The 21,023-nt window shown below is 68.6% G+C and carries 18 protein-coding genes and 2 pseudogenes; 11 read left to right on the top strand and 9 right to left on the bottom strand.

Annotated features, from left to right (window positions below):
- Positions 1–83 precede the first annotated feature (83 nt).
- The 4 genes and pseudogenes from ACH4F6_RS38670 to ACH4F6_RS38655 all read left to right on the top strand — a co-directional run bounded on the left by ACH4F6_RS38670 (position 84) and on the right by ACH4F6_RS38655 (position 3,643).
- Positions 84–1,472 (top strand): hypothetical protein, encoded by a 1,389-nt coding sequence (locus tag ACH4F6_RS38670; protein WP_397965292.1) that lies wholly within the window; start codon positions 84–86, stop codon positions 1,470–1,472.
- A gap of 59 nt (positions 1,473–1,531) precedes the next feature.
- Positions 1,532–1,795, top strand: a pseudogene (gene tpg / locus ACH4F6_RS38665) (telomere-protecting terminal protein Tpg); the annotation flags it as partial.
- Between the two features lie 200 nt (positions 1,796–1,995).
- Complete coding sequence (locus tag ACH4F6_RS38660) at positions 1,996–2,526, top strand: hypothetical protein (protein ID WP_397965290.1); 531 nt, start codon at positions 1,996–1,998, stop codon at positions 2,524–2,526.
- Positions 2,527–2,923: 397 nt separating this feature from the next.
- The gene (locus tag ACH4F6_RS38655; RefSeq protein ID WP_397965289.1) at positions 2,924–3,643 is read left to right on the top strand and encodes an IS6 family transposase; all 720 of its coding nucleotides are present in this window, start codon (positions 2,924–2,926) and stop codon (positions 3,641–3,643) included.
- Between the two features lie 37 nt (positions 3,644–3,680).
- Here the strand turns inward: ACH4F6_RS38655 and ACH4F6_RS38650 are convergent, their stop codons facing one another.
- The gene (locus ACH4F6_RS38650) at positions 3,681–4,304 is read right to left on the bottom strand and encodes a Rieske 2Fe-2S domain-containing protein (RefSeq protein WP_397965288.1); all 624 of its coding nucleotides are present in this window, start codon (positions 4,302–4,304) and stop codon (positions 3,681–3,683) included.
- Positions 4,305–4,406: 102 nt separating this feature from the next.
- On the opposite strand from ACH4F6_RS38650, the gene ACH4F6_RS38645 reads away from it, so the two are divergent.
- Both ACH4F6_RS38645 and ACH4F6_RS38640 read left to right on the top strand, forming a co-directional pair.
- Complete coding sequence (locus tag ACH4F6_RS38645; RefSeq protein ID WP_397965287.1) at positions 4,407–5,036, top strand: PadR family transcriptional regulator; 630 nt, start codon at positions 4,407–4,409, stop codon at positions 5,034–5,036.
- 331 nt (positions 5,037–5,367) lie between these two features.
- Complete coding sequence (locus ACH4F6_RS38640; RefSeq protein ID WP_397965286.1) at positions 5,368–6,000, top strand: TetR/AcrR family transcriptional regulator; 633 nt, start codon at positions 5,368–5,370, stop codon at positions 5,998–6,000.
- A 125-nt stretch (positions 6,001–6,125) separates the two neighbouring features.
- On the opposite strand, the gene ACH4F6_RS38635 is transcribed toward ACH4F6_RS38640, so the two are convergent.
- A complete protein-coding gene (locus ACH4F6_RS38635; RefSeq protein WP_397965285.1) occupies positions 6,126–6,716 on the bottom strand; it encodes an NADPH-dependent FMN reductase in 591 nt (196 codons plus the stop codon).
- Positions 6,716–7,822 (bottom strand): LLM class flavin-dependent oxidoreductase, encoded by a 1,107-nt coding sequence (locus ACH4F6_RS38630; RefSeq protein ID WP_397965284.1) that lies wholly within the window; start codon positions 7,820–7,822, stop codon positions 6,716–6,718. Before ACH4F6_RS38630 ends, ACH4F6_RS38635 begins: the two co-directional genes overlap by 1 nt.
- Before the next feature lie 238 nt (positions 7,823–8,060).
- Between ACH4F6_RS38630 and ACH4F6_RS38625 the strand changes: the two genes are divergently transcribed.
- Positions 8,061–9,461 carry an MFS transporter gene (locus ACH4F6_RS38625; RefSeq protein ID WP_397965282.1) on the top strand — a complete coding sequence of 467 codons (1,401 nt, stop codon included), beginning with the start codon at positions 8,061–8,063 and terminating at the stop codon, positions 9,459–9,461.
- Positions 9,462–9,517: 56 nt separating this feature from the next.
- On the opposite strand, the gene ACH4F6_RS38620 is transcribed toward ACH4F6_RS38625, so the two are convergent.
- Complete coding sequence (locus tag ACH4F6_RS38620; protein WP_397965281.1) at positions 9,518–9,661, bottom strand: hypothetical protein; 144 nt, start codon at positions 9,659–9,661, stop codon at positions 9,518–9,520.
- 15 nt (positions 9,662–9,676) lie between these two features.
- Positions 9,677–10,426, bottom strand: a complete 750-nt coding sequence (locus ACH4F6_RS38615) for an ABC transporter substrate-binding protein (RefSeq protein ID WP_397965280.1) — start codon at positions 10,424–10,426, stop codon at positions 9,677–9,679.
- A 360-nt stretch (positions 10,427–10,786) separates the two neighbouring features.
- On the opposite strand from ACH4F6_RS38615, the gene ACH4F6_RS38610 reads away from it, so the two are divergent.
- Both ACH4F6_RS38610 and ACH4F6_RS38605 read left to right on the top strand, forming a co-directional pair.
- On the top strand, positions 10,787–13,249 hold the full coding sequence (locus ACH4F6_RS38610) for a beta-glucosidase (RefSeq protein WP_397965279.1): 2,463 nt from the start codon (positions 10,787–10,789) through the stop codon (positions 13,247–13,249).
- A 119-nt stretch (positions 13,250–13,368) separates the two neighbouring features.
- Positions 13,369–14,862, top strand: a complete 1,494-nt coding sequence (locus tag ACH4F6_RS38605) for an MFS transporter (RefSeq protein ID WP_397965278.1) — start codon at positions 13,369–13,371, stop codon at positions 14,860–14,862.
- A gap of 290 nt (positions 14,863–15,152) precedes the next feature.
- Here ACH4F6_RS38605 and ACH4F6_RS38600 read toward each other — a convergent pair whose 3' ends face one another.
- Complete coding sequence (locus tag ACH4F6_RS38600) at positions 15,153–15,329, bottom strand: hypothetical protein (protein ID WP_397965277.1); 177 nt, start codon at positions 15,327–15,329, stop codon at positions 15,153–15,155.
- A 494-nt stretch (positions 15,330–15,823) separates the two neighbouring features.
- Here ACH4F6_RS38600 and ACH4F6_RS38595 point away from each other — a divergent pair, with 494 nt between their 5' ends.
- The gene (locus ACH4F6_RS38595; RefSeq protein WP_397965276.1) at positions 15,824–16,549 is read left to right on the top strand and encodes a WD40 repeat domain-containing protein; all 726 of its coding nucleotides are present in this window, start codon (positions 15,824–15,826) and stop codon (positions 16,547–16,549) included.
- A 139-nt stretch (positions 16,550–16,688) separates the two neighbouring features.
- Positions 16,689–17,168 carry a WD40 repeat domain-containing protein gene (locus ACH4F6_RS38590; protein ID WP_397965275.1) on the top strand — a complete coding sequence of 160 codons (480 nt, stop codon included), beginning with the start codon at positions 16,689–16,691 and terminating at the stop codon, positions 17,166–17,168.
- 772 nt (positions 17,169–17,940) lie between these two features.
- Here ACH4F6_RS38590 and ACH4F6_RS38585 read toward each other — a convergent pair.
- The 3 genes and pseudogenes from ACH4F6_RS38585 to ACH4F6_RS38575 all read right to left on the bottom strand — a co-directional run.
- Positions 17,941–19,794 carry an AAA family ATPase gene (locus ACH4F6_RS38585; RefSeq protein WP_397965274.1) on the bottom strand — a complete coding sequence of 618 codons (1,854 nt, stop codon included), beginning with the start codon at positions 19,792–19,794 and terminating at the stop codon, positions 17,941–17,943.
- 53 nt (positions 19,795–19,847) lie between these two features.
- Positions 19,848–20,063 carry a KTSC domain-containing protein gene (locus ACH4F6_RS38580; RefSeq protein ID WP_030837284.1) on the bottom strand — a complete coding sequence of 72 codons (216 nt, stop codon included), beginning with the start codon at positions 20,061–20,063 and terminating at the stop codon, positions 19,848–19,850.
- Positions 20,064–20,250: 187 nt separating this feature from the next.
- Positions 20,251–20,928, bottom strand: a pseudogene (locus ACH4F6_RS38575) (helicase associated domain-containing protein); the annotation flags it as partial.
- Positions 20,929–21,023: the final 95 nt, after the last annotated feature.

The raw sequence follows: 21,023 nt of genomic DNA, 5'->3' as shown, positions 1-21,023 counted from the left end.
TGTCTGCCGTGTCGCAGGGATGGAAGAGGACGCGTCCGGGCGTAGGTGTCCGGGCGCGGGGAGGCCGTATCAGAGGGGGCGCTATGAGTTGGATCCGTCCGGTCGCCAATGGGCTGCGTACCGATCACCCGTTTCCGGGGCTGCCGTTCATCAACGACGAGCGGCTGCCCTTGGACAATCCCGACGCGATCGAGCGGACCGGCCGCAACCAGGGGGAAGGACTGTGGGGGCGCACGGATCCCTTACCCGGCGGGGGATGGGTGGCCTTCACGACCGAGACGAAGAACCGCGCCTACGCGTGGGCCGTCCACCAGCACCCCACGCACGGCCGCACCGTCCTGCTCATTCACGACAAGGACATGAGCTCCCTGCACCACGACTGGATGTACGGGCGCAACGGGTTCCTCTACCGGCACGGCGGCTACTGGTGGGACGGAACCGCATGGCACCGGCCCGGTCAGGTCGTGGACCGCGCCTACGAAGGCTACGACGCCCGCCCGGTGAAGGACGCCATCACCGTCACCGCCGCCGACCTCCTTCACCACCCGGCAGATCCGGGCAACGCCCGGATTGCGAAGATCGCCGACTTCACCGCCCCCAAAGAACCGCTGCCCCACTGGCGCGACCACCTCGCCCTGTGGGCCGCCTCCCGTCGGCCCGGCTCCCTGCCGCTGGAGCGATGTGTCATCGACCTGCGGGCACCAGAACTCCAGCCGGACCGCCTCGTCGACCGGACGGGACTGGCACAGATCGCGGGACTGGCACTCGACGACCTACCCCACCCGAAATACGGACGCCGCAGCCTGCCCGTCCCTCAGACCGAAACCGCCGTGGGCCCGCGCTGGTCCGAGCCCGTCGCCCGCGACTGGGCCGAGGAATACCGCAGGACCCACAAACTGCGGACGCTCCTGTCCGGCACGACGACGTTCGGAACCCAACAACCCCTCGGCCTCGTCGCCGACCACAACCGCCTGACAAAGATCCTCGGCGACAGCCTCGAGGACGCCGCCAGCCGCCAGCCAAAACGCGGACTGGGACGTGACAAGACCAAGCCCGAGCAATCCGCCGCGCAGCTCGCCTGGTGGCCTGCGGCCGCCCTCAGCGACGACACCGACGGCTTCATCCCCGTCGCGGCCCTGCGCACCACGCTGGTCGAGGCGGTCATCGGAGGCCTCGCCGAAGACGTAGAACGGGCCGGGAAGACGAACAGGACCAGCGTCTCCCTCGGGGACATCCAGCGCGACGTCGTCAAGCTCCTCGACTGGTACATCCTGCGGGAACCGGACGGGGCGCCGGTGCTCTTCGGCGAGATCTGCCTGCTCGCCCGTGTGCGCCTCGGGCTGGAGCCCAGGGACGTCGGTGATCTCCTGCGACGCTCCCTCCGCCTCGGCAGCGAGCTGGACAGGAAGACCGTCAACGCCCTGCTGGATCTGGCACTGCCCCCCTCCGCCCGAAAAACCGAGGACTGCTGACCCTCCCGGTCCGCCCCCGGTGCGGGCGCGGCGGACACGCCACCGGCCTCTACCGCCGGATCGACACCCGCGCCCGCCTCGGCTACACCGCGCCGATCGGATCCACGGACCAGGACCGCATCAGGCACCTGACCGTCGCCCTGCCGCCCGTCTACGCCGCCCGCCTCTTCGACGCCCAGCAGACCGGCGCCACCGACCAGCAGCTCCGGCAGATCGCCGCCGAAGGACTCAAGGAGGTGTACTTCCAGGACAACGGCCGCCGCGCCGGCCAGCTGGAAGAGGTCCGCTTCACCGACATCGAACACCTCAAGTTCGACCTCTAGCAGCCGGCCCCGGACCCATCAGTCCGGGGCACGCTCGCGTATCCGCGGGGTGCCGGATGTCCATACACGCGATGCCCTGCCCAACCATGCTGCGGCGCTTCGGTCACCTGCCCCGGAGCAGTGCAGGTGAAGCCGCCCAGCGGCTACTTCCACCCGCTTACGATGCGCTTGCGCGGAACACGAAAGCGTTCAAGGAAGCTGTGGCTCAGACGCTCGCGGAGCTGGCTCACCGGGGGGTGACACTCGCACCGTCGACGGTCGAGGACACGATCGAGAAGAACATCAGCACCGTCGCGCAGCGCCTGGGCATCCAGGTGCGCTCCGCCTGGCGGTACTTCGACGCCGCCGTCCTTGCCGACCGTCTTGCCGACAATGCGCAGGCCTTCGGGGAGAGCAGCAGCGCCACGGACGCGGGCCGGGCCCCGATGCCGCCGCTCGACAATCCCGAACTGGCCCTGGTCCTCGCCGGTGTCCCCGATTCCCTGGCCCAGAGTGGCGGAGACCTGTACGCGGTCATCGTCAACGTGGCCGTCAACGCCTGGATGGCCGGCCACATCCACGGCGAGGACGGCTGCACCGGCTGCGACGGCAGCCGCGGCCCGGCCGGGCACGACTGGGAAGCCAGGATGCGCACCATCACCGAGCTGCAGCCGAACATCACCAAGTGGTTCGACCGCGACGTGTGGACCGCCGCCGTCAACGACGCCGGTTACACCGTCACCCGGCGCTGACCTGCCGCTCGCGTCCGGTCAAAGCCGCACGCCCTGGCCCTCACCGTGACCAAGGGTCTTCAGGCTCAGCTTTCGACTCCTGCCCGAAGGGGGCCATGACCATGACTGACCCGGCAATCGAAATCACGGGTGTTGATGTTCACGACATCCCGGATCCGCACGAGTTCGTCTGGGGCGAAAAGTTCTACTACTGCGGGACCCTCGAAGACGGCAGGCACGTTTCCCTCTTCGACGCTCCAGGAGGGAGCGGGTGTTGGCAGCTGCCCAGCGAAGCCAGTGCGCTGGAGCACATGACGCGACAGCTGGTCGACAGCATGCACAGCGGCCCTGAGGGCGCTGTCACGTTGGCTGACCGATGGGATGATCTTCGGGTTGATCGGGCTGGGAAGGATCGTCTGTGGGGAGTGCGTCGCCGTCGTACAAGGGGCACCGGTACCCGGTCGAGGTCATCTCCCACTGCGTGTGGCTGTACTTCCGCTTCCCGCTGTCGTTCCGCGAGGTCGAGGAGCTCATGCTTGAGCGCGGGATCGTCGTCTCCCACGAGACGATCCGCCGCTGGTGCGGCAAGTTCGGGCAGATCTACGCAGGCGCTCTGCGCCGCCGGCAGCCCCAGCCCAGAGACAAGTGGCACCTCGACGAGGTCTTCATCAAGATCAACGGGCGGTTGCAGTACCTATGGCGGGCCGTCGACCAGGACGGGCACGTCCTCGACATCCTCGTGCAGAACCGGCGGGACAAGGCCGCAGCCCGACGCTTCTTCCACAGGCTCTTCAAGAAGACCCTCACGGTGCCCAGAGTGATCATCACCGACAAGCTCCGCTCCTACGGCGCCGCCCACCGTGAGGTCATGCCCTCCGTGGAGCACCGCTCACACAAGGGCCTGAACAACAGGGCGGAGAACAGCCACCAGCCAACGAGGCAGCGCGAACGGGCGATGAAAAACTTCCGCTCCGTGGGCGGAGCCCAGCGGTTTCTGTCCGCGTTCAGCGGCATCTCACCTCACTTCCGGCCCCGCCGCCATCTGATGCCCGCATACCACTACCGCGCTGAAATGACCGTCCGCTTTGCAGTCTGGGAGCAGATCACCGGAGTCGCCGGCCTCCCCGCCACGGCCTGAGCACCCGGAACCGGCTCCACCACACCACGACGCACCATCAGACAGCTACCCACCCAACAACGTGACAGCGCCCTTCGGACAGCTCCTCCTGGCCGATGCTGGAGGAGTGGACGAATTCCTCGTGGGTGAGGTCCATGAGGTTGTCGAGAATGAGCTGGTAGTTGCAGTCGGCGTGGATGGTTTCGCCGTCGCCGGCCCAGCCTGGGTCGTCCATCTGATGCATGTCGGGCACGGAGGTCGGGTCGGCCAGGTCGGGATCGCCCACCCATACCCAGATATAGCGGTAGCGCTCGATCGTGGGGTAGGAGGGGACGCGCGCGCTAGGATTGATCGTCTCCTGCGCGGGCATTCCTGTGCAGCGGCCGGAGGCGTTGTAGCGCAGGCCGTGGTAGGGGCACTGCAGCTGATCACCCAGGATCCGGCCCATGGACAGCGGTGCCAGCCGGTGCCAGCAGGCGTCCGCCAGCGCCACTGCCCGACCCTGTGTGTCGCGCCACAGCGCCAGAGGTACGCCGCCGACTGTGCGGGCGAGCGGCTGTTTCCCGGTCACCTCGTGGTCCCGTGCGGCGACGTACCAGGCGTTGAGCGGGTAGTTGAAGATCTTCGCTGCGGCGGAGGAGGGGGGCGCAGTATGGGTCTCGGGGGAGGCAGTGCGGGCCATACGGACTCCCTATGGAGATAGGTAGTGGAGCGCGGGTCATAAACTATCTATGGATATAGTTAGTTGGCAAGGGATTGGACGCTGAGGAAGCGAGGGGGCGCTGTGTCATTGCGTTACGCGCTGATCGCGCTGCTCACCGGTCGGCCGATGACCGGATACGACATCTCCAAGAGCTTCAGCCGCTCGGTGGCGCATGTCTGGCACGCCCCGGACTCGCAGATCTACCCCGAGCTGAAACGGATGGAGCGCGACGGACTGCTTGCCGCGGTCGAGGTGCCGTGGGGGACGAAGGGGAAGAAGAAGGAGTATCACGTCACGGATGCCGGGTTGGCCGACTTCCGGATGTGGGTCGAGTCTCCGTTGCAGCCCCAGCGGCAGCGTGACCCGGCCTATCTGAAGGCGGCCTACTTCGAGTTCGCCGATCCCGCGTCGGTGCGCGAGCAGCTCCGGCAGCACCAGACGTACTGGGAGGAGCAGCTGGGCATGCTCGAAGCCACCCGGGCCACGCTCCTCGATCACACCCATGTCACGCTGGCGGCTCGTCTTGCCAAGCTGTCCGAGCGCGAGGGAGAGCGCGCGGTGCGCTTCAAGGTGTATGCCTACGACGGCCTGATCGCCCGTGTTCGCACGGAGCTGGCCTGGATTGCGGACGGCTTCGCACTGCTGGATGAAATCACCGGGCCTGGTGGTGGCGAGGCCGGGGCCGGCGCTGCGGTCGCGTCGCCTCGCTGAGCAGGGGGTCGCCTAGTTGACCGGCCGCCGGAATACCGCAGGCAAGCCGGTCTCGGTCCGAAGAGAGCAAGGCCGGCGCGGTCCGCCCGGTCGGTCTTGGTGCCGACCGGGAGACGTCCGGTCTTCCCGGCGGTCTCGCGGCCCCGCTCCGGCGTGCGGGGCGTCGTCATTGCTCTGCCCGGCTGCGGGTTTCGCCCAGGAGCGCCGCCGGGCGGGGCTGGCCGCCGGGGTGAAGGGTCTGGTGCCACCCGAACTTGCTGACGCGCTCTGCGGCATCCCGTAGCTCTGCCCCTACACTGATCGGGTGTCCCCCACCTCCAGAGAGTCGGCCGTGTCCACCGGTATCCGTGCGCCCAAGCAGGAGCGCAGTCAGAGGTCCTTCGACCTGGTCCTGGACACGACGCTGCAGCTGCTGGAGGAGAAGGGGTACAGCGGCTTCGCTATCACCGAGGTCAGCAAGCGCTCGGGCGTGTCGGTGGGGTCGATCTACACCAGGGTCGACGGGAAGGACGATCTGCTGCGCGCCGCGCAGCTGCGCTTCCAGGACAAGATGCTGGCTGAGCACCGGGCGCTGACCGATCCTGACAACTGGACGGGACTGCCGCTGGAGGAGGTGGTGCCGCGTCTGATCGGGGAGCTGGCCGAACTTCTGCGCCGTGAGGGACGGATTCTGGGCGCCTTCCAGCAACGGGGCGCCCTGGATGCCGAGGTGGCCAGGGTCGGCAAGGGCGGCTACTTCGATCTGCGGGAGCGTTTCACGGGCCTGTTGATGTCGCGGCTGGAGGAGATCCGGCACCCTGACCCGGTACGCGCGGTGGGCTCGTCCTTCACCACGGTGTACGCGGCGCTGGCGCGTGGTCTGGCTCTCGACGTGCCGGCCGAGGCGTCGCAGGACATGAATTTGTCCACGCTCATCGAGGACCTGGGCGCGATGACCCTGGCCTTCCTGCGCACCTCGCACTGACCCCGCCTACGCGCCGGCCCCGCTGCGGGAGGTGACGCATCTGGCGTCCGCGGGGTGCCTGCCATCTCCGGCGGGGCGGGATGACAGGCGCCGGGCGGGTGGCGGGTTGGTGGTGACCGGTGGGCTCAGGCGACCTGTATGGCCCGTGCCGGAGCGTTGAAACCGGTGGCGAACTCGTAGACCTGCTGGCCGAGCAGGTCCAGCTGGCCGGCCGCGTTGCTGTCGGCGCAGGTTCCGTCGGGAGCGAAGAGACGGTTCTGCGCGGAGTTGAGGGTGACGCCCAGTGGAGTGGGCCAGCCGCGCATGGCGTGCACGACGTTGCGCAGTGCGCTCAGCGTGGTGCCGCAGGCCTGCCAGCCGGCTGCGGTCACGACGAGGCCGACGGCGCGGCCGTCGAAGTAGACACGCTCGTCCGACCGTAGGTCCTCCAGTAGGTCGATGGCGTTCTTGACCAGTCCGGAGATGCCGCCGTGGTAGCCGGGGGAGCCGATCACCAGCCCGTCCGCGCGCCGTACGGCGTCCACCAGCTGAGTCTGCTGCCAGGTCCGTTCGGGCTGCTCGGGTGCGTAGTGCGGCAGCGTGGCCAGGAAGTCTCCGCCGAAGTGCAGCGTCTGCGCGCCGCGGGCTTCTGCGCCGGCCAGTGCCGTACGCACGGCGAGCTCGCTGCTGGAGCCTGCGCGGGTGGTCCCGCCGATTCCGACGATGAGGGTGCTCATCACTTGGCTCCGTTCTGGCGGAAGCGCGGCATGACCTCGGAGGCGAACAGTCGCATCGAGGACTGGGTGAGGGCGTAGCGCTCGGGGGTGAGCGGGCCGTTGGTGAAGCCCATCAGCACGTTGCCGACGCCGAGCTCGTCGTAGTGGCGCAGCTGCTCGGCCACGGTGTCCGGGCTGCCGTACAGGCACCAGGTGCGGATCCAGTCCTCGCTCAGCGCGCTGGGTGCCTTGACGAGGTCGACGCCGCTGATCTGCTCGGCGCGCTTGTTGTACTCGTACTCGCGCTCGACGGCCTTGTCATAGGCGGCGAGGATGACCTCCAGTTCCTCGCGGGCCTGCTCGTCACTCTCGGCGACGTGCACGCACTGGTAGGAGTGCGTGGTCCAGGACATGCAGTCGTCGATGACCGCCTGCGGGTGCCCGGAGGCGGACATGGCGGCGCGGTAGGCGCCCAGGTACTTCTGGAACGCGGTGGAGGGTTCGCCACTGGCCGGGATCGGAGGGACGAAGGCCGGGATGAAGGCCGGCCAGCCGAACTTCGCCGCGCGGGCGGTGCTCGCCTCGCGCATCGCCACGCTCATCAGCCGGTGGCGGTCGCTGTAGGGGGCGGGAACGATGCGCTGGACCACAGCGCCCTTGTAGGGGCCGTGCTCGAAGACGATGGGCTCGTCCTCGATCTTCTTGGCCCACAGCTGCTGCACCAGCTCGACCTGGGCGTCCATCAGGTCCTTGGAGTCCTGGAAGTTGACGCCGAAGCCGATGGTCTCTTCGGGCGTGGTGCCCGACCCGATGCCGACCAGCAGCTTGCCGCGGGTGAGGTGGTCGAGGAGGTTGACCCGCTCGGCGAAGCGCACCGGGTGGTGCAGGGGCAGGGTGGTGACGGAGAAGCCGTAGTGCACGTTCTGCGTCTGCGCGGCCAGGTAGGCGGCGAACAGGAACGGGTCCGACGACATCGGCGCGTAGCCGGTGAAGTGGTGGTCGGGCAGGAAGACCGCGTCGAATCCGAGCCGGTCGGCCTCCAGCGCGTGGTCGGTGAGCGTCTCGAGAACGTAGGAGTCCTCAGCGGGATCCGTCGAGCGACCGACGAGGAAGACGGAGAAGCGCACGGAGCACCTCCAGAAGAGCTTTTAGAATGTCGATTCTGAAAACTAGGTGTTACGGGCCCCTTACGTCAAGAGGTTGGAGTCAAGGAACGAAATCAGAATTCGAGTATTGACTTCGGGTGGGGTGCGTGACACGTTTCGGCCACCGCCTCGTGCGTCCGGGGGGCGCGGCAGCGTGTGCAGAGCCGAGCCGTCACCCGCCGGTAGTCCCGCTCCCACGACGAAGTGAGTGTGCGTATCCATGGCAGAACAGACCGTCGCGGCCACGCCCGCGAAGACCGCCTCACAGCGGCTCACCCGTACTGAGAAGATCGGGTTCGGCCTCGGTGACCTCGCCTGCAACCTCTCCTGGCAGCTCGCCGGGGGATTCCTGCTGTACTTCTACACCAACGTCGCCCTCATCTCCGCGGCCACGGCCGGCACGCTGATGCTGGTGGCCCGCATCGTCGACGCCGTCGCCGACCCCGTCTTCGGCGCCCTGGTCGACCGCACCCGCAGCCGCCACGGCAAGGCGCGCCCCTACCTGCTGTACGGGGCAGTGCCCTTCGGGCTGCTGTCCGTGCTGACCTTCACCTCCCCCGACCTCTCGCCCGACGGCAAGGTGATCTATGCCGCGGTGACCTTCCTGGCGATGGGCATCGTCTTCTCGGCCGTCAACATCCCCTACGCGGCCCTGATGCCGCTGATCACCAGGGACGGCACCGAGCGCATGCAGCTGGGTACCGCCCGCGCCATCGGCATGTCCGTCGGCACCATCGCTGTCGCGGTCTTCACCCCGCACCTGGTCTCGGCGTTCGGGGGCGGCAGCGAGGAGCGCGGCTACCTGATCACCGCGACACTGCTCGGCGTGGCCAGCACCGTCTTCCTCCTGGTCACCTTCCGCACCGTCACCGAGCACCAGCAGGACGTGCCGGCGCTGCGGAAGGCGACGGGGCCGCGCGTCGGGCTGCTGGCCGGTGTGCGGCAGATGTTCCAGAACGGGCCCTGGGTCGTCGCCGCCCTCTACATGATCGTCAACTTCGTCCGGCTCGGGCTGCTGACCACCGTGACGGTCTACTTCTGCCTCTACGTCCTGCGGGAGCCCTGGGCCATCTCGGTGCTGCTGCCGCTGATCTCCGGCTCGCTCCTGGTGGGCTCGCTGGCCGCGCCGCGCTTCTTCGCCCGCTTCGGCAAGCGCCGCGGCAACCAGCTGGCCCTCGGCGCCGGTGCGCTGCTGTTCGCGCTCCTGCCGCTGACGGAGTCGGTCCTGCCGCTGTTCATCGGCGTCTACGTCGGCGCGTGCCTGGTCATCAGCATCAGCATGACCTCCAGCTTCACCCTGACCTCCGACGCGGTGGACTATCACGAGTGGAAGTTCGGCGACCGCGCCACCGGCCTGCTGCACGCCGCCCAGTCCCTGACCACCAAGGCCGGCACCGCCGTCGGCAGCGCCGTGGTCGCGTGGGTCCTGGCCGCCACCGGCTTCGACCCCCACCATGTCGGATCGGCCACGGTCACCGGCCTGCGCTGGCTCTACTACGGCGCCCCGGTCGCTCTCCTCCTCCTGCAGCTGCTGGTCATGTCCTACTGGCGCATGGACGAGCAGCAGGAGCAGATCCTGAAGGACCTCGGCGAGCGCCGCGACGCCGCAGACGACTCCTGACCCTGCTGCCTGTCCGGGCCGGCCGCACCCGCGTCCCGGCCCGGACAGGCCGTTCCTCAGCCCGCGACCGACGCAGCGGAGACCGTGTGATCGGCCCAGTCGACGTCCTTGGTGATGAACCCGTACGTGCCCATCAGCCTCTCCAGCCTCTCCAGCCGCTTCAGGCCGCTGACGTCGCCGTTGCCGTAATAGTGGGCCACCTGCGCGTCCTTGAGTCAGCCCGTCTCGACCCCCTGCTTGCCGGCCACGGCCTCGCGTACCGCCGACCCGTGCGCGTTGGCGTAGACGCTGGCCTCGCGCAGCGCGCAACGAAATCGGGCCGCCGTGCGCGCATCGGCCTTCGTGAAGGACTTCGCCGCGACGAGCGCCGTGGTCGCACCCTCCTGAAGGGCCTCCACGCCGGCCCAGGACACCACGCGGGCACCGTCCGCGGTGGCATCCGCCAGGTAGGGGTCCGCGAGCACGGCGGCGTCGACCTCACCGCCGCGCAGAGCGCCCCGAGCACCGGCCATGGACATCTCGACGAACGTGACACGTTGCGAGTCGCCGCCGTGCGAGTCGATCACATGCCGGGCGCTGAGCTCCGCCTGGCCTTCCCGGTCGAAGACCGCCACCTTCTTGCCGGTCAGGTCCCCAGGATCGTCGATGCCGCTGTCAGCGGCGGCGACCAGTGCCGTGACCTCACTGGTGTAGCCCTTCTGCCCGGCCTGCATCTTCTTCCAGTAGCCGGGAGCCACACCGGACAGCGCGGCGACGACATCGACCTTCGCGCCGCCGCTGAGCTTCTTCACCAGGTCGACGGCGCCCGCATATCCGAAGTCGGCCTTGCCGGACCGTGCCGCCTCCAAGGAGGCCGTCTCCGAGGGAGCCTCCTCGATCCGTACGCGAAGACCCTGCTTCTCGAAAATGCCCAGATTCACTCCGAGGTAGAGAGCGCCGTTGTCCATGTGGGCCGGCGCCGACACGGTCACATCTGTGCTCGTCCCCGACTGTGGTGCACAGCCCGAGCCACCGCTGGAGGCGGAGGGCGCAGTGCTTGAGCCCGCCGCGCCGGAACGAGGGTCCGAGGTGTTCGTGCAGCCGGCGCCGCCTAGGGCTACAGCCGCTGTCGCGCAGGCGATTGCCGCCCTGACCCGGTGGTTCATCGATCACTCCAGTGGTCTGAGGAAGTTGACGCACGCGGCGATGGCGCGTGTGGAGCCATGTGTAGCATGATTAGAATTCAAATTCTGAATTTTGTCGGCTCGTCGGCACCTCACACCAGGACGAGCCGAGCCGCTCACCACGCAGCACGCCGCTGCCGCCCCGTACGGGAGGACCGCGTCATGACCGCCCCGGAACACCAGCCGCACGCAGGCCGGCCGGACCAGCCCACCGGCCCCGACCTGCCTCCTCCGAGCGCGATCGCCCCGGCCGCCCGGGCTGCCCTGACCGCCGGCCGGTCCGGCTGGCAGACCCTGCCCGAGGCGGAACTCGGCCTGCAGCCCATCGCCATGGTGGACGGGCCCCTCGGCCTGGTCAGCCCGGCCTTCGACGAACGCGACACCTCGCTGCTGCTGCCCTGCGGGATCGCCGTCGGAGCCACCTGGGACCCCGCCGTCGCGCGCTCGGTGGCCGCCGCCGAGGCATCGGAGGCCCGGCGGCGCCAGTTCGACGCGATCTACTCCCCGAACCTCAACCTCGCACGCACCGGACTGTCCGGCCGCACCTTCGAGATGCTCTCCGAAGACCCCCTGCTGGCCGGACTGCTCGGAGCCGCCGTCGTCAGCGGCATCCAGGACCAGGGCGTCGCCTCCGTCCCCAAGCACCTCGTCGCCAACGACACCGAAACCGCCCGCCAGCACATGAGCAGCCAGGTGGACGACACCGCCCTGCGCGAGGTCTACCTGCGCCCCTTCGAACTCGCCGTCCAGGCCGGCGCCTGGGCTCTGATGACCGCCTACAACCGCCTCAACGGGGTGGCCTGTGCAGCCAACGCGGAACTGCTCGACATCGTCAAGAAAGAGTGGGGCTTCGACGGCCTGATCGTCTCCGACTACTTCGCCCTGCACGAGACCCTCGGCCCCGCCCTGGCCGGCTGCGACCTGGAAATGCCCGGCCCGGCCATCCACTTCGGCCAGCGCCTCGCCCAAGCCGTCGAGCGCGGCGAGGTCCCCCAAGAACGCGTGGACGACGCGGTGACACGCCTGCTGCGCCTGGCCCGCCGCGTCGGCCGTCTGAACGGCGCCGAGCGCACCGTCACCCAACCGGCCAACTATGTGCCCGCAGACCAGGCTCACGCCGTCCTCACCCGGGCCGCCTCCGCCTCCTTCGTCCTGAACACCAACGTCGATCAGCTACTGCCGCTCGACCCCACGGCGCTCACCCGCCTCGCCGTCATCGGACCCAACGCCGACCAGCCCTGCTACCAGGGCGCGACCTTCGGACGCATCCGCCCCGGCCAGAGCATCACCACCCCGCTGCAGGCCCTGCGCGACCGCTTCGGCCCGCACTGCGAGGTCGTCCACGAACGCGGCACCGACCACGTCGCCGCCACCCCGCTGGCCGCCTTCGACGTCACCACGCCCCAGGGCGAGCCCGGAGTCCTGCTGGAGCACTACCGCGGCGACACCCTCGTGCTGTCGGAAGTCCGCGCCGACACCTCCTTCATCTGGTTCGGCCACATCCCGCGAGTCGGCCCGGCCACCGAACCCGGCCGCCTGCGACTGACCGCCATCCTCAACCCCACCACCAGCGGCCGCTGGACCTTCGGCGCCGGCGGCTCGGGCACCACCCTGCTCAGCGTCGACCGTCAGGAAGTCGCACGCCGCCCGGCACCGGCCCCCGGCGACGTCATGGGACAGGTCGCCCGCTCCGAAACCACCGACGGCCACCTCGATCTCCAGGCCGGAACACCCGTCACCGTCACCGTCGAGATGGACACCGAAGGAGGCCGCGTCCAGGCCCTCATCGTCAACGCGGCTCCGCCGCGGACCAGCGGTGCCCTTGAGCGAGCCTGCCGACTCGCCCAACAGGCCGAGGCCGTCGTACTCGTCGTCGGCGACGAACTGGAGACCTCCCGCGAGAGCCGCGACCTCGAACACTCCCGCCTCTCCGAAGAACAGCAGGCACTGATCCGCCAGGTGACGCAGGCCAACCCGCGCACCGTCGTCGTAATCAACGCCGGACGGCCCGTGGACGCCCCCTGGGCCGACGACGCCGGCGCAGTGCTCCAGAGCTGGTTTGCCGGACAGGGCTTCGGCGAGGCACTGGCCCGCGTCCTCGCCGGCGACGACGAACCTGGCGGACGCATGCCCGTCACCGTCCCCCGCACCGACGCCGACCGCTCCACCCACCACGAGACCCTCGACGCCGACCTCACCCGCGACTACACACCCGCCGAACCCACCGGCTACCGCCACCTGCAGCGCACCGGGACGCCCGCACGCTTCGCCTTCGGCTCCGGACAGGGCTACACCACCTGGCAGCACGGACCCGCCACGCTCCACCGCGCACCGTCCGGCCCGGCCATCCACCTGACCCTCACCAACACCGGCACCCGCACCGGCCGCGAGGTCGTCCAGGTCTACGTCCGCGCCCCCGGCGAGAAGGACGCCCGGCTCGCAGGCTTCACCGGCATCCGCCTGAAGCCGGGCGAGAAGGCCGACGTGCACGTTCCCCTCGACGACCGGGCCTTCTCACGCTGGGACGCCCGAGCCGGCGCCTGGCACATCCCGGAAGGAACCCATCAGGTGCTGGTCGGCCGTTCGGCAGAAGACATCACCGACACCCTCACCCACCGACCCTGAAACACCCCCGCGCAGCGGCGCGGCAACCCGTCCACGACCAGCCGCGCCCCTCCCCTCCCCGCCACCGCCTTCCGCTGGCACGCCGGCACGCACCCCCTCCGCGCCAGAACAGGATCACCTTGTCCCGCAGTACACAACAGCCCACGAAGAACCACACGGCCTCCGGCACCCGGCCCCCGCGTCACCACGGCTGGATCCTCGGCACCGTCGGACTGGCGCAGCTGATGGTGGTTCTCGACGCCACCATCGTCAACATCGCCCTCCCCTCGGCACAGCAGGACCTCGGCTTCTCCGACAGCGACCGGCAGTGGATCGTCACTGCCTACGCCCTGGCCTTCGGCAGCCTGCTCCTGCTCGGCGGGCGCGTCGCAGACCTCCTCGGCCGCCGCCGCACCTTCGCCATCGGCATGGCAGGCTTCGCCGCAACCTCCGCACTAGGAGGCGCCGCCGGCACGCTCGGCCTGCTCATCGCCGCCCGCGCGGGCCAAGGCGCCTTCGCAGCGCTCCTCGCACCAGCCGCCCTGTCCCTGCTGAGCACCACCTTCACCCAGCCCAAGGAACGCGCCACCGCCTTCACCGTCTACGGCGCCATCGCCGGGGCCGGCGGAGCCGTGGGCCTGCTGCTCGGCGGACTGCTCACCGAGCACTTCTCCTGGCGCTGGACCCTCTACGTCAACATCGCCTTCGCCGCCGTCACCCTCGCCGCCGCACCAGCCGTGCTGCCCCGCGACCGGCGCGACACCCGCCCCCGGCTCGACATCCCCGGCACCCTGCTCGTCTCCACCGCCCTGTTCGGCCTCGTCTATGGCTGCGCCAACGCCGAGTCACACGGCTGGTCCGCCGCCATCACCTACGGCCCGCTCGCCGCCGGCATACTTCTGCTGGCCGCCTTCGCCTTCTGGCAGACCAGGACCGACCACCCTCTGCTGCCTTTGCGCATCCTCGCCGACCGCAACCGCCTCGCCTCTCTCCTGGCTCTGGCGGTGGTCGGGGCCGGCATGTTCGGCGTGTTCCTCTTCCTCACCTTCTACATGCAGCAGTCCCTGCACTACACGCCGATCAGCACCGGCATGGCCTTCCTGCCGATGATCGCCGCTCTCGGTCTGGCGAGCACCCTGGCCAGCAAGGTCGTCATCCCCCGCACTGGCCCGGGCGCCGTCGTCCCCCTCGGACTGCTGCTGGCCGGCGCCGGACTCGCCTGGATGACCACCCTCGACCTGACCAGCAGCTACCCCACCCAGCTGCTGCCGCAACTCCTCATCACCGGCGCCGGAATGGGCCTGACCATCGCACCGGCCATGGAAACGGCCACCCACGGAGTCCGGCCCTCCGACGCCGGCGCCGCCTCCGCCACCGTCAACACCGTCCAACAGGTCGGCGGTTCCCTCGGCACCGCCCTGCTGACCACCTTCTCCACCCAGGCCGCCGCCGACTACCTCACGGGCAAGAACGCCACAGCGCCAGATGCGGCCGCTCAAGCGGCACTGCACAGCTACGCCGCCGCCTTCTGGTGGTCGGCCGGATTCTTCGCCGCCGGAGCCGCCGCCACCCTCGTCCTGTACCGCCGCGATACGCCCGCCCGTCAGGACGGATCTGCCCCCCTGCACATGTGACGCTGCCCGGCTGCACAGCGCGCGATCAAATAAGAGGCGGGGGGCGGGGCCTGAAGCGTGTCTTCCCGTTACCCGGGTGGATGCCGACGACCGGTTGATGACGACGCGATGACACTCCCGCTCGGAGAGGTGGCACGGTTGTCACGGCGATGGAAAGCGTCGGTGTCGCCGAACTCGAGGCCATCCCAGGCGACCCGGAGCGGCGGCCACGCCCACGACGTCCACGCCGCCTGATGTCCCAGAAGGGTGGTGGGGCCAGAGCAGCGGGTGTGCAGCCCGGCCCCTGCCGGTCAGCCGATCAGCTTGTGCAGCACGGGAACGCTGCCTCCAGCGGCCAATAGGCCCGTCGCGACGGCCGCGGGCACAGACTTGTCGTGGAGGAACATGAGCCCACCCATGACGAGGCCGATGATGACGGCCGCCAGGAACACCACGGCGGCGTGCACCGACAGCAGCGGGGCTTCCAACGGCGCCCCCGCACTGGACGGCGGTTCGGGTTGGGCGGGTATGGGGGAGTGCGGGTGGGGGTCCCGAGACATCGGGAGTCTCCTACGAGGCGGAGGAACAGAAGCGGCGGACACCTGTGGTGGTGTCGTCCGCGTGGGGGTGGTGCGCGCCTCGCGGTCGGCGGTTCTGCGGCGGCTCTCTGGAGAGCGTCCCTGTGGGGCTTCTGCCCGAGCCCAGGGTGGCGTGTTCAGCCTAGCCGTAAACAGCGCGGGTGTTCCATCGGGTACCTGGCGAGTCGTCATCACTACCTCCTTGACACCCAGTCGAGCCCAGCTGCGACCGATTACCTGCACAGCGTGAAAAGACGCATATACAGCAGCACCCGGGTGGATCTGCACGGTTCTCCAGCTGAATCCAGTAGACTTCAGCATTCTCCGGTGATCTGCAGAGACTGCTCTCTAACCTGGGCAGACGGCCGGGACAGACGCCGCCGTACACGGAAACGGAGGGCGATGTGCGCACAGCCAAAGGTGACTTCGGACGGGAACTGAGGCTCGCTGCTGCAGAACTGCGCACGCTCAGGGCACTGCACGGTGACCCGACGCTCGCACAGATCGCGGCTCGGGCTCCGCGCGGACAGCATCTGTCCGCCTCCGGGATCAGCGCGGCCTTGCGAGGCCACAGCCTGCCCAGCCGCGACTACTACCTCGCCCTGGTCCGCGTCCTGCTGGCCTACGACACCAACAAGATCGCCTCACTGCAGCATCCGGACCTACCCCAGTGGCGGAATCGCTGGCAGCGGCTGTCCCTGCTGCGCCATGCGCAGAACAACAACGCCCCGGCCCCCCAGCCGACAGAACACCATGCCGCCCTGTCTGAGCAGGTCGTCCTGGCCACGCTTCGCCGGGGCGAGCATGTGCAGCTGCCGCCCACCGCTGAGGACCTCGGCGGGGTATGGGCGGTGGCGTTCTCCCCAGACGGTCATCTCCTGGCTACCGGACACGGCGCTAAGACCGTGCAGCTGTGGGACACCGTCGCACAGCGCCGGGCAGGACCGGCACTCTTCGGACACACCGACCGTGTGACGAGTGTGGCCTTCTCTCCCGATGGCCGGCTCCTGGCTACGGGAAGCGAGGACGCAACCGCTCGACTGTGGGACGTGGAAAGCCGAACCCTTGTTGCAGAGCCCCTCCACAACAGCGGCTTCGTCGCCAGCCTCCTCTTCGCCCCCGATGGCTAGTCCCTCTATGTCCAGGGGCGCACGATCCGCCGATGGGACATCACCGATCCCCGGCGACCACAAAAAGCAGAGAAGCACTTCGCCAACAACCTCACCAGCGCCCCAGCCCTCTCCACTGATGGTTTGCTGATCACCGGTCATGCCGAAGGCGTCGCCCACCTCTGGAAGGCGCAAGAGCAGACGAGAATCGATGCCCCCCCTACGCGGCCATTCCTCAGACGTCACGGCCCTAGCTCTCGCACCAGACCACGATGTTCTGGCCACCGGCAGCGAAGACGTCCAGCTCTGGGACGTACGCACACGCCAGATGATCCACGAGCCACTCGAGTGCCCGGGGGACATGGTCACAGAGATGGCGTTCTCACCAGACGGACGCATCCTTGTAGCCATCAGCGGCGACCGGGTCTCCGCTGACCCGGAGGACCCAGACTTCCACTTCAGTATCTGGGAAACAGCCACCTGGGCCGAGCTCCCCAGACCGCAAATCGGCCACAACGGCCACGTGACAGCATCAGCCTTCTCACCGGACAGCAGACTCTTCGCAACAGGCGGCACAGACGGCCTGCTGCGGATCCGCACCCTGCCCACAGCCATATCAAAGGGGCCAGCGGCGACCTGACGGAATCTGTGTGGTGGGGCGCCTGCGCCCGTCGACGGACCGACGTCTACACCCTCACCTCTGCAGCCCAGGCGTAGCCCAGCTCCGCGAGAGCGGCCCGTTGCTCCGCATCCAGCTGGTCACTGACGGTCCGCTGCAGGCGCTCGGCGACGACACTCCCGTCACTGTCATGGGACGGCACCCGGCCGCTGAACAGGCCCGCACTGCACGTGCCCGAGTGGTATACACCTGGCCGCTTCGCGCCCGGCGCGCCGTCGACGGCCTCCTCCACCGTCTCTCCTAAGAAAGGCCGGCCCGACGGCAGCCGTGTAGAGAGCAGGCGCCATCAGGACCACCCCAGCCGTGGCTGCCAAGCAGTCCCCTGCCCGCCCAGTTACCTCTGGAATGGTCGATTGCCGCGGGAACCCGCGCTTGCTTGGAGCGCGAGGCTGAAGTGCGCGACAGCCTCAGGCACGGCAGAGCGAGCTGGAACGTGTCCGTCCGGTTGTCAGTGGCAGGTGGCACTCTTTGAGCATGGCCTTCTGGGGAAAGTGTTCATATCGAAGGTATTCCGACGTACACGGGCGGTGCTCCATGGGCGGTGATCGGGTGATACGCGTGCATCGCAAGGACATGCCGTCTCCTGACGGCTGCCGCTGGTGTGGCGACGATCCGGGGCACCACGGTTCTCAATGGGTGGCTTCGGCCGGTCTGCATACATGGGAGGCGCCGACGCCGCAGCAGCGGCTGATGCGTATGAAGGCGCGACGAGCGGCGCGTCAAGCCGGGGCGGCTACCAAAGATGCGGCCCCGCGTTCTGCGCGCGACTGACGAGAGCATCGAAGACCGTGGACAGGGCGGCAGGGATGCGGTCCTGAGGGAGATGGGCAGCGACGCCGACCATGAGGTCTTCCTTGTTCTTAGGTCCCTCGGGTGAGCCGCCCTTGAGCAGGCTCAGCAACTGCGAGCTGAACTTGCCAGCCCGCAGTTCTTCGATCTCCTGGGGCTGCCAGGGGCCGCGTTCGGCGTTCGGCTTCCACAGCGCGTTGGCCGTCTCAGCCCAGTCCTCGTCGGTGAACAGGTCCTCGAGCTCGTTGGGGGAGCCGAGGTATAGACATTCCTTGTTGAGGTCGAAGCCGTGCTCCTTGAGCTTGTCGTCGCGGAAGACGTGCCTCTGGTTGGTGCGGCTGTCTTTGTCGACGACGAAGGCGACGTCGCGGCCGTGATCTTTGAGGAACCGAGCGAATCGCAGCGCGCCTTCGTTGCTGCCGCCGGCCCACAGGCAGATCCCGGCGGACTGGATCGGGAAGCCTGCGTGCTTGCGGAAGAGGATGGGGAACGCGGATGTCTCGGACACCCCCTCCACGGCGACGAAGAATCGCTCGTGCAGGAGGACGCTGTTACGGAACCCCAGTGTCGTCGCGATCGTCGACAGGTGCCGGCGCACGTCCTTGTCCGTGCCGTCCTCGCTCAGGACCTCCGCCCGGACTCGGCCCTCCTGGGTACGCAAGTGCACCACGGAGGAGATGTCGACTCCGTCGATCAGGTTGAGAGAGTGCGTCGCCACGATGACCCGCGCGTTGGGCCGTGAGGACTGCAGTTGGATGAGCGCCATGATGCGCCGCTGATGGGAGTAGTCAAGGTGGGTGTCGGGCTCGTCGTAGACGAACACGACGTCCGACTCGGGCGCCTGAGTGTCGTCGTGCTGACCCAGAAGTTCGTTGCTGCTCTCCCACAGAGCCAGCGAGATCCGACGCGATCGGCCGGTGCCGGCGGACGAGAGCGGGAAGCGGCGGCCCTGCGAGTCCATCACGTTCAGCTCGACGCCGACCAGCGCCGGACGCACCTGTACCTGAGGAGCCAGCTCCACCGACGGCAGGGTGCATCGCTGCGCGATGTGACTGCGAATGCTGTCGATGTCCTCCTTCAGCGACTCGGCGAGATAGTCCTCGAGATCCGTTACCCGCTTGGCCACCTCGTCGGCCCGCGTGTATTCCCGCAGCCGGGAGTTGAGCAGGCTCTGGATCACGGTTTCGGGCGCCTGGACGGAGTCTCCCTTGAAGTACACCATCGTCGGCATGGCAGCAGCCGCCTCGGAGTCCACCGGCACCCACGCGTCGACCTGGTTCATCTGCTGAGCCAACTCCCGAAGCGGCTGCTCCCAGCTGTTCCTGGCGTTCGCCTGCCCGACCGGTTCGACCCCGTGAGCGGCCGCGAGCTCCTTCAGCCCCGGCAGCTTCACCGCCGCCAGGTCACGCAGTTGAGGGTCCTGGCAGACACGGCGATTGATCTCCAGGAACATGCCGGCTTCCGGCCGGAAACGCCGCCGGATTCGTACCTGCTCGGGCAGCCCGAGACGCAGCTGCTCCTCGGCACTGAGGCTGAAACTGCCAGTCACGACCGCCTGGCACACACGCGCGTGCGGTGCGGCTGCGTCGCCCGCCGGTTCCTGGAGGGCGCCGTCGCCGACGTAGGTGAGATCGTGCTCGCTCAGTGCGGTTCCGTGCAGCAGGAAGTTCAGCGCGTCCAGAAGAGCGGTCTTCCCGCCCTCGTTCTGCCCGGTCAAAACCGTCTGGGAAAGGACCGGAACCCCGGCGACGTCCTCAAGGCAGCGAAAGCCCTCGACGGAAACGGAACAGATCTGCACGCGTGCCTCAACTCGACAACGATGGAAGGAACCTAGATGGAACGACGGGTGCGTCAGCCCGAGACGCGGCGGTAGACGTAGCGGCCCTTGATGAAGCGGGCCAGGAAACCGCCCTTGCTGGGAGCCGCCATCAAGGCCGTGTGCACGTCCGCAGGCACGCCGTCGTAGCGGTACACCCCTCCGCTGTGAAAGGCGACCTCAAGCACACGCTCCTGCTGGCTGTAGCCCACCGACCGGACATTCGAGGAGCGAACCTGCTCGTGCAACAAGACGCCTCCTGCGGCCAACGTGTCAGGCGTTGCGTGATCGACCGATAATAGCGCCGCCCGGGTGGAGTTGGCAGAAAACGCCCGCCCGCGAACACCCCCGGCGCGGTATCTCACCACCGCACCGCCGCCACCGTGACTCCGCCTCGGTGCATCGCCAGACACGGACAACACGCTTCCTCGTTGATCATCATGCCCAGTTGACGCCGAGTTCGGCGAGGGCGGCGAGCTGCTCGCCGGTGAGTTTGTCGCGCCTTGCCTTTGTGTTGGACACCCATACACCCAGCTTGATGACCACCGGCTCCGTCGCACCGTCGACCGCGATCTCCTCAGCGTGGCTGCGCGGTACCGGGCGGTGGGCGCCTTCCCGTTCTACCCACTGGGCGAGGGCTGCCAGACCGCGCTGGAACGCCTGCTGCGCTTTGCTCGGGCCCTTCGCCGCGCCGGCCGCCGCCGGGGCCGCCTCCGCGGGGGCGGGGGACTGGGCCTCGGTGGGCTTGATGCCGAGCGTGGTCAGTCGTTCCTGCTGCTCGGACAGGAGCCGCGCCCAAGTGGCCGGCTGCTTCTGCTGCTGGAGCCATTTGCCGATGTCGTCGCCGTCGAAGGTGACGCCGGGTGCGATGTCGGGGAGGTGGCTGTCGGCGTCGACGAGGTCGGCGAGGACGCGGTAGTGGCGTTGCCAGTTGAGCGGCCATGGGCAGTTCCAGTCTGGGTCGATCGCGGCCAGCTGCTGCGCGCGCTGCTCTGCCCGCTTCGGGTCCTTGCCCAGGCCGCCTTTGCGGCGGAGGTTGGCCATGTGTTGCCCGATCAGCACGGGGCCGCCGCCGGCCGGGTCGTCCCACACCGCGTCCTGCCTCGGAGCGAGGTGGGGCCTTGACCCTTATTCCTGAACACGGGTTATGCGGCTTTGGCCAGCGTAGTTGATGTTGTGTGGAGTGCTCGCTCGTAGGCGATCGGGCTGCG

Source organism: Streptomyces sp. NPDC017936, from assembly GCF_044328485.1.
Taxonomy (GTDB): Bacteria; Actinomycetota; Actinomycetes; order Streptomycetales; family Streptomycetaceae; genus Streptomyces.
Note: the sequence above shows the minus strand (reverse complement) of the source record. Positions and strands in the feature narration are given on the sequence as shown.